Source organism: Zoogloea oryzae, from assembly GCF_030161255.1.
Taxonomy (GTDB): domain Bacteria; phylum Pseudomonadota; class Gammaproteobacteria; order Burkholderiales; family Rhodocyclaceae; genus Zoogloea; species Zoogloea oryzae.
In genome coordinates this window covers 33,661-46,945 of record NZ_BSPX01000013.1, presented here as the reverse complement: position 1 = coordinate 46,945, position 13,285 = coordinate 33,661, and the positions used below count along the sequence as shown (strand labels likewise).

The following is a 13,285-nucleotide window of genomic DNA, read 5'->3' as shown; positions in this document are numbered from 1 at the left end:
GTGACTGTGTGAGTTTCCGACTCCTTCGCCTGGTTTTTCCGTTCCGCATCCGCCAGCTGGCTGGCGTTGGCCTGGCCCTCGCGCTGCCGGCCGCACCAGCCTGGGCGGCCCTGCCCGAGGCATTCGCCTCGCCGGTCGTGACCATCTGCGCCGGCCTTGCGGCCATGCTCGGGACGGGCGGTGGCATCTACCTGATGCTCCTGCGTCGCCGGCTTGCCGCCTGCGAGGCCGAACTTGCCGCCCTTCGGGCCGCGCCGGTGGTGCAGCCCACTGCGGGGGCGCTGCTCGCGCCGCTGCCGGCGGAGGGCATCAGCCGGCATTTCCAGCGGGCGGTGGCGGACGGCCTGAATCTCGAAGGCTGGGTCGATCGGGAGGGGCGCTTCTTCTGGGTGAGCCAGGTCATCGAGCGCTACACCGGGCGATCCGCCGCCGAGGTGCTGGCCGGAGATTTCGTCGATCTGGTGGTCTATGAGCGCGACCGGAGCTACTGCCGGGACCAGATCCGCCGGGCGCTGGCCGACGAGCAGATCAGCGAGTTCGAGCTCCGGCTCATCAGCGGCAATCGCGGCGTGCAGTGGATCAGCTGTCACTGGCAGCCGATCCGCGACGGCGAGGGCCTGCTCCTCGGGCTGCGGGTCACGATGAGCGACGTGCAGGCGCGCAAGGAGGCGGAGTTCAAGCTCCTCGAAACCGTGGCTGCCCTGCGCCGCGCCCAGGCGCTTTCCGAACACTATCTGCGCCGCAGCAACGAAGAGCGTTCGCGCCTGTCGGCCCTGCTCGACGTGGTGCGGATGGGCATCCTGTTCATGGACACCGATCGGCGGGTGGTCTATTGCAACCGCGCCCTCTACGAAATCTGGCGGATGAACGACGGCGACGGCTTCGTGGGCGTACGCGACGTGGTGCTCCAGCAGCATGTGCTGCAGTTCGTGGCCGATCCGGTGGCGTTCATGGAGCACGTCAATCACGTGCTGAGCCACCGCATGCCCAGCGAACCCTACGAGATCCTGTTCAGCGACGGGCGGGTCGTCACCGACTTCTCGCGGGTCGTGCCGGGGCCGGACGGCGGGCGCTCGCTCGGGCGGATCTGGGTGTTCGAGGATGTCACCGAGCAGCGCCGCGTGGCTCGTCAGCTGCTGCACATGGCCGAGCGCGATCCCCTCACCAACCTCTACAACCGTCGGCGCTTCCATGAAGAGCTGGCGCGGATGCTGGCCGACAGCAGCCGCCATCGGGAGTGCGTGGGCCTGCTGGCGATCGACCTGGACGGCTTCAAGCCGGTGAACGACCGCTTCGGCCATCAGGCCGGTGATGAGGTGCTGGTGGATCTGGCGAGCGAGCTGGGGTCCGTGGTCCGGCGCAACGAGATGTTCTTCCGGCTCGGGGGCGACGAGTTCGCGATCCTCGTGCCGTCGGCCTCGGCCAGCGAGCTCTCGGAGCTCGCCCGGCGCCTGTGCGCGTGCATCGCCGGCATGAGCTTCAATTTCAACAATCAGCCGGCCGGCGTCACCGCGAGCATCGGCATCGCCCTCAGCGCCCGGGACGGGGACAACCCCGAAAGCCTGATCGGCGCAGCAGACCGGGCGATGTACGTGGCCAAGGCGCTGGGCGGCAACTGCTGGGAGTTTGCCCGGGAGTCCGTCGGTGAAACCGTGGCGTGATGCGGCGCGATCGCCCCGGGGCCGGGCTGACCTATAATCACGGCACCTGCCGGCGAGGGTGAAACCGCGCCGGCATCCCCAACTCATGAGGTGAAACATGGCACGGATGGTCAATTGTGTGAAGCTCGGCCGCGAGGCTGAAGGTCTGGATCTCCCGCCGCTTCCCGGCGAACTCGGCAAGCGCGTCTTCGAGAACGTCTCGAAGGAAGGCTGGCAGCAGTGGGTGCGGCATCAGACGATGCTGATCAACGAAAACCGTCTCAACCTGATGGATGCCCGGGCCCGCAAGTATCTGGCCGAGCAGATGGAGCGCTACTTCTTCGGCGGCGGCGCAGATCAGGTGAGCGGCTACGTTCCGCCCCAGCAGTAAGCATCGCTTGCCGGCCGGCCCAGGGGCTGGCGGCAGTGTCATCGACGGCCCCGTTTCGGGGCCGTTGTCATTTGGGCGGTGGTCGGTTGTCGGATTGGCCGTTCTCGATGGCGTACAGCCAGGCGAGCAGTTCGGCCACAGCCACGTAGAGTTCGGGGGGAATCCGGGCGTCCAGGTCCACCTGCATGAGCAGGGCGACCAGTTCGGGGGATTCGTGGACGTACACCCCGGCATCCTTGGCCCGGTTGATGATTTCGGCGGCGATCAGGCCGCGGCCCTTGGCCACCACGGTCGGGGCGGACTGCCCGGCGGTGTAGGCGAGGGCGACCGCCTCGGCACGCTGCTCGCCGGGGTGCTCGGGGCGGTTCACGGGGTGCTCCGGCGCTCGGCGACGAGGCCGGTGAGGGGCACGTTGGCCGCGGCAAGGGCGTCGGCCAGGCGCTGCTGGCCGGCGTCGAGGGCGTCGCGAGTGGTGTCGCTGTCGGTGATCAGGCGCATGGCCACGCCGGCCGGGGTGAGGTGGAGGCGGGCCTCGACGCCGCCCAGACCCGGCAGGGTGAGGCGCAGGGTGGTGTTCCAGTAGGGCTCGGCGCCTTCTTCGGCTGCGGCGCGATCCTGCTCCGGGTCTTCGATCTCCCATTCCATCATCTGCCCGGGCCACACCTGGCCCTGCCACACCATGTGCTGGGTGGCGATGGCGTCGAGTTGCTGATGGACCAGCGGCAGCAGGCGTTCGGGGATGGGCGACGGGCTGTCGGCGGCGGGGCGCAAGGTGGCAGCAGCGGAGGTGTCGGCCGATGCCGCGTTGCCGGTGCTGGTGGTCGCAGCCGAAGCGCTGGCCTGGGTTGCGGTGAGGCGGCCCTGGGGCTCCTGCTTCAGGCTGGCGGTGTCGATCTGCCCGGAGAGCCAGCGGGCCTGGTGGGATTCGTAGAACAGCCCGCTCTGGCTGACCGCGTTGCCGAGTCTGGCGGCGAGCTGGGCGGCGCCGGTGCCGGCGGTGGGCGGCGATGCGAGCAGGGGTTCGCCACCGGCGAGGCTGGCGGTTTCGGGGGCGGGCTGGCCGGTGAGGAGAAAGCTGATCAGCTTGCCGGCCTGGCTGAGGGCCGGGCGGCTGGCGGCGGCTGCGGCGTCGGGTGTCGGCTGGGCGAGGGTGGCGAAGACGGCCCGGGGCGTGACGTGGCTGACGACCAGCTCGAGGGTGTCGCCGGCCTTGACGGACTGGGGCAGGGCCAGGGTGACTTCGCGCCCGTCGACCCGGGCGAGGAAGGTGTTATCGGCGCTGGTGGCCTGGAGGTTGGCGACGATGCGCTGACCAGGGGTGAAATCGGGGAGGTGGTTCGAGATGCCCTTGACGCGGGCCAGGGGGGCGACGGTGGGTTCGCCCTGAAAGAAACTGGCCTCGGTGAGCATCCGGAGGCGGGCTGCGAGATCGCCGGGAATCATGACGGCCTCGTCAGCCCGCCCGCACTGGATCAGGCGTCGCCGTCGTTGTCGCCGTAGGCGTTGCGCAGATTGCGTTCGCGCACGCCGCCGGAGAGCATCTGGCGGACGCTGTCCATCCACGGCTCGGTGTGGACGCGGACTTCCTTGTCGTCGTCGAGGATGCGCCGGATCAGGGCGATCTTGCGGGCGCGCTCGTCTTCGGACATGCGTCGGGGGCGGCTCGGAAAGGCCAGGGCCTCTTCGACGCCGATGCGGTCGCGCAGGGAGGCGACCTGCTTTTCAAGGCGCGTCAGGCGATCCCAGTCGTTGGCGCGCGCCGCATCCACCATTTCGGTGGAGTAGTTGCTCATCTGTTCCAGGAGGGCGAGGGAACTCATGAAGATGTCTCCGGCAATCTAACGGTCTGCCTGGTCGGAATTGCCGATGGCGGCCCAGGCGTCTTTCAGTTCGGTGAGCAGTTGAGTGACTTCGTCCATCGCGGGCCGGCTGTTGTGCAGGTTAGCGTAGAGAAGTCGCTGCGTCATGTAGTCGTAGAGGGAAGCGAGGCGCTGGGCGAGTTCGCCGCCGGCCTCGTAGTCGAGACTGACCTTGAGTCCGTTCAGGATGATTTCGATGGCCTTCGAGATCGCCGTGCCCTTGCCGGGGACGTCCTTGTTCTCGAGGGCGATGGCGGCCGTCCCGACCTGCAGGATGGCGCCGTCGAAAAGCATGAGGATCAACTTGTGGGGGTCGGCGGTGGAAACGCCGGTTTCGACGCCTACTGCGCTGTAGGCAGCAGCGCCGCGACGGGCCGCGAGTCCAAACGACATGTAGTTGCTCTCCGGTCGGGGTTAGTTGCTGGCCATGCTGCTGAGAAGGCTCAACTGCTGTGACAGGTAACTGCTGGTGGTCGTCATGCTGGTCATGCTGGTGTCGAGCGCGGTGAACTTGGCGCGGTAGGTCTTTTCGATCATGGTCAGGCGCGTCTCGAAGGCGTCGATCTGATTGCCCATGGATTTGATGCTGCTGTTCAGGCCGTCGGTGCGGCTGGCGATCACCCCGTTGCTGGCGAGCAGGTTGGTGGTGGTCGTCTTCATCGTGCTGCCGAAGGCGCCGATCACTGCGGCGGTGGCCGAAAAGTTGGCGCTGGCCGCCTTGTCGAACTTGGCGCTGTCGATCTTCAGGCTGCCGTCGGTCTGAAAGGCGATGCCGATGTCGCTGAGGGTCTTGAAGGTGGCGCCGCTGAGCGAAGCGGGAACGCTGCCGATGGTGTTGCGCACCTGGGACTGGATGCTGCGCAGGGTCGAGTCGCCGTTGAGCACGGCCGCCGTCTTGGTGCTGGCGTTGTAGGCGCCCAGGTTTTTCAGCGAGGTGTTGAGGCTGTTGTAGGCGTTGATGAAGGTGTCGAGCTTGCTCTTCAGGTCGGTGTTGTCGCGGGTGACGGAGAGGGTGGTGGTGCCGGTCTTGGTGAGCTCGAGGTTCACCCCGTCAATGGCGTTGGTGATCGAGTTGCCGCTGGTGGCGATCGACACGCCCTGGATCTTCACCGCCGCGTCGCTGGCGGCGAGGGTCTGGTTGAAGGCGCTGGAGGCGGCGATCGGCGAGCCCGGTGCGGCAGCGTCGATGAAGGTGGCGGTGCCGCCGATGGTCACCGCGTTGGCGGTGCCGCCGGACGTGGCGGTGAGCAGCAGGTTCTGCTTGCCGCTGGTGTCGGTGACGATGGAGGCGCTCACGCCGGGCTCGGCCTTGTTGATGGCGTCGCGCACGGCCGCCAGGGTGTTCTGGCTGCTTTCCAGGGTGACGGTGGTGGTCGTGCTGCCCTTGGTGAAGGTGAGCGTGCGGCTGCTGTCGGTGCCGAAATCGAGCGCCGTGTCGCCGGCGGCGAAGGTCTTGCCCAGCGCGTAGCGCTGGCTGGTGGCCAGGGCGGTGACTTCGAGGGAGTAGCTGCCGGCAACCGCCGAGCTGGTCGTTGTTGCCGTTGCGATGGTCGAATCGGCAAGAGTTGCCTTATAGGCGGACAAAGATGCCGTTGCCGTGCTGCCGGTTGCCGGTGTCAGGGCCTTGGCGGCGGTCTGCAGGGTGGACAGCGCGCTCTTGAGCGTGCCGAGGGCGGAGATCTTCGATTCGTAGCTGCTCTGGCGCGACTGGAGTTTCGTAAGGGGCTGTTTTTCAACAGACATCAGCGAACTGACGAGCGATTCGACGTTGATTCCCGAGCCGACTCCAGCTGATGAGATTGTGGCCATGATGGACCCCTTGTGGTGCGGTGAAGCGATTGACGGAAATTACGACCGCACCCCGGAAAACTTGAGTGTGGTCGCGTGTTGTCAGTTGGAATGCATTAGTCGTGCCAGGTTCAGCTGTCCGGCATGTTGTGGCAAAAAAAATCCCACCTCGAGGGTGGGATCAAATCTGCGCCAGGGGAGGGTCTGGCGGCTTGGGGTGTCCGGATCAGGCCTGCTGTTTGACGAGCAGCCCCTGCAATTTGTCGAGCGCCTTGGCGATGGCCAGCACCTCTTCCGACGGAATCTGCCGGATGAGCTTTTTGGACTCGGTGTCCACCACCTTGACGATGGAGACGCCCAGGTCTTCGTCGATGGAGAACTGCAGGCTGTTGGCGGTCTGCTTGATGACGTCCTGGATCTGCTTGACCGCCTGGTTGAGTTGTTCGTTGCTCGGGGGCGCGACCTTGCCGGTCTGGGCGGTGCTCTGGGATGCCTGAACCGCGCCGGTGCTTGCGGCGTTCTCGGTTGCACGGGAGGCGCCGGCGCCCGTCGAGGCATTGACGGGTGGCACATACTGCGCGCTGCTTGTGCCGACTGGCTGGATGCTCATGCTCATCTCCCCCTTGTGCTGGCGGCGCCGCCGCCCTGTGGGCGGCCGCGCACGTCAGGGTTACGTCTGTATCGCGTTACTGGAGCAGGGACAGCACGTTGTTCGGCATGCTGTTGGCCTGCGAGACCATCGCGGTGCCAGCCTGCTGGAGGATCTGGGCGCGGGTCATGTTGGCGGTTTCCTTCGCGAAGTCGGCATCCATGATCCGGCCGCGGGACGCTTGCGCGTTTTCGGAGGCGACGGACAGGGTCTGCACGACCGAGCTGAAGCGGTTCTGGACAGCACCCCAGGTGGCGCGGGCGGTGTTCAGGTTGTTGATCTGGGTGTCGATGCTCGCAATCGCTGCGGTCGCGGCGCCGACGCTGGAGACGCTGCCGGACACCGCGGCGGACACGCCGGACAGGGTGACCGCGCTGCCCTGGACCGTGATGGTGTCGGTGGCGGCAGTGCCCGCGCCGACCTGGAAGGTCACGGCAGAGGTGAGGTTCAGCACGTTCTGGCCGTTGAAGGTGGTGCCGCCGACGACGCGCTGGATTTCCGACTGCAGCTGCTGGAATTCGGTGTCGAGGTTGGCCTGGTCACCCGAGGTGTAGGTGCCGTTGGCAGCCTGGACGGCCAGTTCGCGCATCCGCTGCAGGTTGTCGGTGACGGCCTGCATTGCCGATTCGGCGGTCTGCGCCATCGAGATGCCGTCGTTGGCGTTGCGGATCGCAACGTCGAAACCCTTGGCCTGGGAGTTCATGCGGTCGGCAATCGCCAGACCGGCAGCATCGTCCTTGGCGCTATTGACGCGCAGGCCGGAGGACAGGCGCTGGACCGAGGTCGCCAGGCTGGCCTGGGACGTGGAAAGGTTGCGTTGCGCATTCAGCGACATCGCATTGGTGTTGATAGTGGCAGCCATTTTGGTTCTCCTTAATTCCGTTCAAGATAAGCGACGAGGCTTAACTTTGGTTCGCCTTGCCCGGTGTGTGTAAGGCAACCGCCGTTGAATTCATTAACGGAGTTGGCTGGCGCTACTTTAGAAGAAATGTTGACATTTTCGTTTTCGTGTGCTTTGCGTTTTTTCTGCGGATTACCGCTTGGCTTTTGATAGCGGCTCAGAAAATCAAAGCTTTAGCACCAAAAATCACGAACCGGCGCGGTTTTCCGGCCGGTTGTCGATATGCTTTCGGGGTGGGGGCGATGCCCTTCAGGGGCCGTAGGCCGCAAACCAGCTTGTGGCGTGGTTTTCGAGGATGTAGCCGTCGCGCACCCAGGCCTGCAGCAGGCGCCCGGCGTGCTGCAGCGCGGCAGGGTCGGCGAGCTGTTCGCGGATCGTGCTGATCCACTTTTCGGGCTCGTTGGGCAGGCGGGTGACCGGGGCGTTCTGGTAGGGATAGATGTCGGTGCAGATCACCGGCCAGCCCATCGCGCCGTATTCGAGCAGGCGCAGGTTGCTCTTGCACTCGTTGAAGGCATGGATCTCGAGGGGGGCGATGGCCAGGTCCAGGTCGAGCCGGGCCAGGGCCTGGGGATAGGTGCGGAAGTCCTGCACGAAGCCGTGGGACTCGCGCACGAAGGGCTTGAGGGGCTCGGGGCACATGCCCATGAAGATCCAGTCCACCTCGTCGGCCAGGGCTTCGACCACCGGGTAGATGAGTTCCAGATCGCCCAGATGCTGCTGGGCGCCGGCCCAGCCGACGCGCGGCCTCTTGCGCGGCAGGCGCGGCGGGGCGACGTCGTTCCAGAGGGCGCCTTCGAGGCAGTTGGGCATGATCCGGATGTCGTCGATCATGTCGGCGCAGATGTCGGCCAGCGGCCGGGTGCTGACCACCAGCCGGTCGGCGAGGCCGAGGGTGCGGCGCAGGCGCGGGCGGGCGTCCTTGAAGCCGGCCTTGTAGAAGGAGTTCTTCTTGGGCAGCGCGGTGATCAGGTCGTCGATGGTGATGATGCGCCGCACCTGGGGCATGAAGCGCTTGTAGGCTTCGAGGGCGTCGGTCTGCGGATCGTCGAGCGGCTGGTGCATGATGATCGCGTCCGGCGCGGCGCGGGCCAGTTCTACGGGCGACAGGATGCGTACCGAGAAGGCCTTGGGCGGTTCGCAGATCATGGTCTGGGCGAGGCCGGCCTGGCCAATGGCGCGCAGCGGGGCGCGCAGGCGGTATTCGCCGGCGCCGCCAGTGAGCGGCACGCCGAGGATGCGGGGCCGGTCGTGGAAGTGGGTGTCCCAGTCGATGGGGGCCACATGCTCGGGCTTGAAGGGATCGGCGAGGCTCAGGTTGCGGTTGTAGGCCGGGTCGTGGGCGAGCTTCGGCAGCCAGCGTTCGAGCAGGCGGTCGTTGGCGGCCATCGCGCCCAGCAGGTCGGCGAGCATGCCGTCGGGCTTGCGCTGGCGGGCCTTGAGGGAGATGGCGTCGAAGTGGACCAGCATCGAGTAGGGCGTCCACACGATCTTGCTGCCGGCTTCGCGGGCGCGCAGGCACAGGTCGAGGGTGCCGTGGGAGAGCGGGAAGCCTTCGACGTCGATGCCGCCCAGCTGCTCGAACAGGCTGCGCCGCACGAGCAGGGCCGAGCCGCACACGGCGCTGACGTTCTGGTCGCACAGGGCGCGGGCCATGTAGCCTGGATCGGTGATCTCGAGGTCGTTGTTCCAGGGGCTGCCGGCGCTGCCGCGCAGGCCGAGCACCCAGCCGGTGTGCTGGACCTTGGCGGTTTCCGGGTAGGTGAGGCGCGGGCCGACGATGCCGACTTCCGGTCGCATGGCGAGGTCCATCATGCGGACGAGCCATTCGTCCTGCACGACGTGGGTGTCGTTGTCGAGGAACAGCAGGTAGTCGCCGTGGGCGGCGGCGGCGCCGGTGTTGGCCCCGCGGGCGTGACTGAACTCGCCGGGGCAGGCCACGACGCGGCAGCGGCCGGCCCAGCGGGCGTCGCTCTCCAGCCCGCGCAGGAAGGCGACGGCGTCGGGGTCGGTGCTGTCGTTATCGACGACGACGAGCTCGTAGTTCGGGTAATCGGTGCGGGTGGCGATGCTGTCGAGCAGCGGGCGCAGGTATTCCTCCCGGTCGCGGGTCTGGATGACGATGCTGACGAGGGGCGCGTCGGCCCAGCGGTATTGCACGCGACGGGTGCCGAAGGAGGCGCCGTCGTGGATCACCGCGTCGAGGCCGTGGCGGGCGAGGTGGTCGGCGAGGGCGGTCTTCTCGGCGGCCGGGTTCATGGTGCGCGCCGAGGCCCGAGGCAGGTGGGCGAGCATCTGGTCGATGTGGCCGATGGCGGCTTCGCCGGCGTGGTCGAGCACCCGCAGGGCGAGGTCGTAGTTTTCGGCGCCGCTGTGGCTGCCGTAGCGGCCGGCGGCCAGGAAGGCGTCCTTGGCGACCACCACGAAGCTGCCGAAGTAGGCCTGGGCGCGCAGCAGGTCGAGGTTGAAGTCGGGTTTGAAGCAGGGCTGGCTGTAGCGGCCGTCGGGTTCGCGGGTGTCCTCGTCGGTGTAGATGAGGCGCCAGTCGGGGCGGATGTTGATGTAGTCGGCGACGACCTGCAGGGTGTGCGGCTCGAAGGTGACGCCCGGCTCGATGCGGGCCAGCCAGCTGCCGGGCGAGGCGGCGGCCATCTCGTCGAGCACGTAGTCGATGTGGGCGGCGTCGCGCAGGGCAAGCCACTGCAGGTTGGGGATGTCACCGAGGCCATCCGGCGTGGGCAGCACGGTGGCGACGGTGAGCAGCCACTCGGGGTAGAGCTGCGCGGCGAGGCTGTCGAGGGTGTCGGCGAGGAGGTTCTCCTCGCCCGGATGGACGGCCATCAGCAGGTGGATGCCCGGGCGGTTCTTCCAGGTGAGCACCATGCGCTCGGCGAGCAGCTGGGCGTCGATCTCCTGCAGCGTGCGGCGGGCGCGCCAGGTTTCGTAGCGTTGGCGGGCTTCGATCTGGGCGGGGCTGTCGGCCGGTTTGGGCGGGCAGGCATGCACCGGCATGGCCTGGGTCTGGGCGACGAAGCGCTCGAGTTGTTGCCAGAAGCGGGTTTCGGTTGCCTGGTAGGTCTGCGCCATGCGGCCGACGGTCTGGCGGGCACGTTCGACCTCGGCCGGGCTGTCGTCGAGGGCGAAGCCGTCGTTGCCGAGTTCCTCGGCGCTCAGGAGGACGCCGTTGAAGTAGGGCGACGGAAGGATGATGGCGGGGCAGCCGCAGAGGGTGGCTTCGAGGGCGATGGCGGTGGATTCGAAGCAGTAAACCGCCTCGCTGCGGCGGAACAGGGCGGCGAGTTCTTCGTGGGTCTCGGGCCAGCTGGCGGTGATGAGCGTGGCGCGGGCGGCGAGTTCGGGATAGCACGCGAGGCCGGCCTGGTGTCGGCCCGGATAAAGCAGCACACCGCTTCGCCGGTGATCGTCGGGGTTGTCGAGGTTGTGGAAGCAGCGGGTGTCGATCGGCGGCAGGAACAGGATGTTCTCCGGATCTGCTCCCGGCGGCACGATGTTGCGCCCATAGCTGAAGACCAGCTCGGTGGATGCGAAGGCATGTTCGCCCCCGATCAGGCCGGCGCGGTTGAGGACGTAACGCACCACCGATCCGGCGTTGCGTGGGTTGCCGGGCACGATTTCGGGATAGACCACGATCGGCTCAAGCCCGGCCTCGCGGTGCTGGGCTTCAATCTCCGGGGAGAGCGTGGGCGTGTCGAGAGCGGGGTTGGTGACGGTCGGGAAGACGAATGCGTTCTCGCCAATCCGGTTGAGCGCGTGACACAGCAGGTGCAGCACCTTGATGCCGGCCGAGGTGCGGCGGTAGGCGGGGGCCTCGATGTAGTAGGGGCGGCGCGGGGTGTCGTAGAGCTTGGGCATGATCGGACTCAGGTGGCGAGGGCTTCGGCGGTCAGGCGGATGGCGTCCGGCAGCGCTGTCCAGGTGTCGAGGCCGAGTTCGCCGCGGGCACGTTGGGTAGCCGGGATGTAGCGGCTGCGGAGGGCGTTGTCGGCGGCCTGCCGGGCGATGCGAACGGGGTGGGGAGAGGCGAGGGTGTGGCGGACGGTCTCGGCGAGTTCTCCGATCGAGATCGCGCGGTCGGAGCCCACGTTGTAGGCGCGCCCGTGTTCGCCGCGGGCGAGTAGCTGCAGGAGCCAGATCGCCAGATCGGCGCCGTACAGGTAGCTGCGTAGCGGCGTGCCGTCGCCAGCCACCTGGATGGGGCGTCCGGCGAGGGCGTCTCCGATGAAATTGCCGATGGCGAAGTGGCCGTCCAGTGGCAGACCGGCGCCGACGAAGGCGAAGCAGCGGGCAACCGGGATGTTGATGCCGTGGGCCAGCCCGAACTGCAGGCTCCACTGTTCTGCCGCACGCTTGGCTTCGCCATAGGCGCTGCCGGGATGGCAGGCGTCGCAGGCGAAGGAGGTGTCTTCGGCGAGGTGTTCGAGATGGGTGGGTTGCGGGCCATAGACGGCACCCGAGCTTACGTAGAGCATCCGCGTTGCGCCGGCACCGTGGCCGTGCGTCAGGGTGTGGCGGGTGCCGAGCAGGATGTCGTCCATGATCGCCAGGGGTTGGCGGTGGGCGTCGGCGTCGGTGTCTGTCGCGGCGTGGAGTACGAAATCGATGGGCGCATTGTCGCGAAAGTCGCGCACGTTGCCTTTGATCCAGCTGAGCCACGGGCGACTGGCGAGCCACGGTGACCGGGCGGCGAACTCGTCCGGATGGCGCGAAAGGGCGCGCACCTTCAGGTCGACGCCGCGCTGGGTGAGGAGATCGAAGAGGCTCAGCAGCCAGTAGCCGAAGAATCCGGTTCCGCCGGTGAGCAACACCGTCCGACCGGCGAAGGCGGCCGCGTCGAGATGCGGTAGCAGCTCGGCGAGGCGGCCTTGGACGGCGGGGTGGCGGGGGTCGGGCAGCATGGCCAGGAACGGGGCTGGAGGGGCTACCGGGGCACCAGGGGCTACAGCCCGCGGCTGAAGATCAGCTTGCGCAGGGATTCGCTCTGGGCGTAGGGGCTGTCCACGTCGTCGATGGTGAGCGGGGAGTCCTTGCTGACGCCCTGGGTGAGCTTGAGCCCGTTCATCGTCTCGCGGCACGACAGCTGCCCCTTCTGCAGCGGGATGGCGAGATAGAAATCCTCCTCGGAGTTCTGGACGTGGAACTCATAGCCGGCGGGCAGATCCCGGCGGGCATAGATGCCGCGCACCAGACCGTCCAGGTATTCGGTCTCTTTCTTCTTGGGCACCCGCTTGGTGGTGCCGGTGCCACCGCACATCTCGATCGCCTTGTGGAAGGCCTTGAACCATTCGTCGATCTGGTGGGGGAGCGAGCAGTAGGGTGAGACCGGAATGCCGTCTTCGGCAATGTCGATGTGGCGCTCCCAGGTGCGGGCCCCCTTGGCGTAGGAGATCAGCATCGAGGAGGTCCAGTCGTGATATTCGTGTGTGGACAGGCCGATGACGTTCTCGGGGTAACGCTGGCGCAGAAAGTCGATCTGGTTGAGCTCCAGTTCGTCGTCTTCGCTGGGGTAGATGGAGACGCAGTGGTTGACCGCCAGCGGGATGTTGCGATTGGCGAAGAACTTCACCATGTCGTCCACATCCTTCTGGGACGAGCCGCCGGTGGAGACGATGACCGGCTTGCGCGTTTCGGCGATGCGCTCGATGAGGAACCAGTCGTTGATGTCGGAGCTGGCGATCTTGATGATCGGCAGGTCGAGTTCGTCGCACAGATCGACCGAAGCTTCGTCGAAGGCGGTGGCCATGGGGATGCAGTTGCGTTCCTTGATGGCCCGCACCAACGTGCGGTATTCGGCCTTGGTGAGCCGGGTGTCCTGGGTCTTCTTGATGTAACGGATGTCGTCGCGGCCGCGGAAATCCTTGTGGATGAAGTGATCCACGTCGCGGAACTGGAGCTTGATTGCCGCTCGCACGTTGTTGAAGCGGACCACCTGGGCGAAGTCGTTGACGATGCGCAGGCCTCTCTCCAGCCGTCCCCAATGGTTGTTGGCGAGTTCCAGGATGAAGAGGTTTTCGAAGATGGCGTTGTTCATGGCGAACC

12 protein-coding genes are annotated in these 13,285 nt (G+C 66.8%); 2 read left to right on the top strand and 10 right to left on the bottom strand.

What is annotated here, in order from left to right; translation table 11 throughout:
* The first annotated feature begins 8 nt into the window (after positions 1 to 8).
* Positions 9 to 1,661, top strand: coding sequence for a sensor domain-containing diguanylate cyclase (locus tag QQK25_RS06510; RefSeq protein ID WP_284187204.1), 1,653 nt, complete (start codon positions 9 to 11; stop codon positions 1,659 to 1,661).
* Between the two features lie 97 nt (positions 1,662 to 1,758).
* Entirely contained in the window at positions 1,759 to 2,031 is a 273-nt protein-coding gene (locus tag QQK25_RS06505) for an oxidative damage protection protein (RefSeq protein ID WP_284187203.1), read from the top strand.
* A gap of 67 nt (positions 2,032 to 2,098) precedes the next feature.
* On the opposite strand, the gene QQK25_RS06500 is transcribed toward QQK25_RS06505, so the two are convergent.
* From QQK25_RS06500 to QQK25_RS06455, 10 genes are all read right to left on the bottom strand, one after another.
* Entirely contained in the window at positions 2,099 to 2,401 is a 303-nt protein-coding gene (locus QQK25_RS06500) for an EscU/YscU/HrcU family type III secretion system export apparatus switch protein (RefSeq protein ID WP_153159996.1), read from the bottom strand.
* Entirely contained in the window at positions 2,398 to 3,474 is a 1,077-nt protein-coding gene (gene fliK, locus QQK25_RS06495) for a flagellar hook-length control protein FliK (RefSeq protein ID WP_284187202.1), read from the bottom strand. The genes QQK25_RS06500 and fliK overlap by 4 nt, the downstream gene beginning before the upstream one ends.
* Positions 3,475 to 3,503: 29 nt before the next feature.
* On the bottom strand, positions 3,504 to 3,851 hold the full coding sequence (locus QQK25_RS06490; RefSeq protein WP_284187201.1) for a flagellar protein FliT: 348 nt from the start codon (positions 3,849 to 3,851) through the stop codon (positions 3,504 to 3,506).
* A gap of 18 nt (positions 3,852 to 3,869) precedes the next feature.
* The gene (gene fliS / locus QQK25_RS06485; protein ID WP_153159999.1) at positions 3,870 to 4,283 is read right to left on the bottom strand and encodes a flagellar export chaperone FliS; all 414 of its coding nucleotides are present in this window, start codon (positions 4,281 to 4,283) and stop codon (positions 3,870 to 3,872) included.
* Between the two features lie 21 nt (positions 4,284 to 4,304).
* Positions 4,305 to 5,699 carry a flagellar filament capping protein FliD gene (gene fliD, locus QQK25_RS06480; protein WP_284187200.1) on the bottom strand — a complete coding sequence of 465 codons (1,395 nt, stop codon included), beginning with the start codon at positions 5,697 to 5,699 and terminating at the stop codon, positions 4,305 to 4,307.
* 205 nt (positions 5,700 to 5,904) lie between these two features.
* Positions 5,905 to 6,288 carry a flagellar protein FlaG gene (locus QQK25_RS06475; RefSeq protein WP_153160001.1) on the bottom strand — a complete coding sequence of 128 codons (384 nt, stop codon included), beginning with the start codon at positions 6,286 to 6,288 and terminating at the stop codon, positions 5,905 to 5,907.
* A gap of 76 nt (positions 6,289 to 6,364) precedes the next feature.
* A complete protein-coding gene (locus QQK25_RS06470; RefSeq protein WP_284187199.1) occupies positions 6,365 to 7,189 on the bottom strand; it encodes a flagellin N-terminal helical domain-containing protein in 825 nt (274 codons plus the stop codon).
* Between the two features lie 288 nt (positions 7,190 to 7,477).
* Positions 7,478 to 11,101 (bottom strand): glycosyltransferase, encoded by a 3,624-nt coding sequence (locus QQK25_RS06465; RefSeq protein ID WP_284187198.1) that lies wholly within the window; start codon positions 11,099 to 11,101, stop codon positions 7,478 to 7,480.
* A gap of 8 nt (positions 11,102 to 11,109) precedes the next feature.
* Entirely contained in the window at positions 11,110 to 12,144 is a 1,035-nt protein-coding gene (locus tag QQK25_RS06460) for an NAD-dependent epimerase/dehydratase family protein (RefSeq protein WP_284187197.1), read from the bottom strand.
* Positions 12,145 to 12,185: 41 nt separating this feature from the next.
* Positions 12,186 to 13,277, bottom strand: a complete 1,092-nt coding sequence (locus QQK25_RS06455) for an N-acetylneuraminate synthase family protein (RefSeq protein WP_284187196.1) — start codon at positions 13,275 to 13,277, stop codon at positions 12,186 to 12,188.
* Positions 13,278 to 13,285 lie beyond the last annotated feature (8 nt).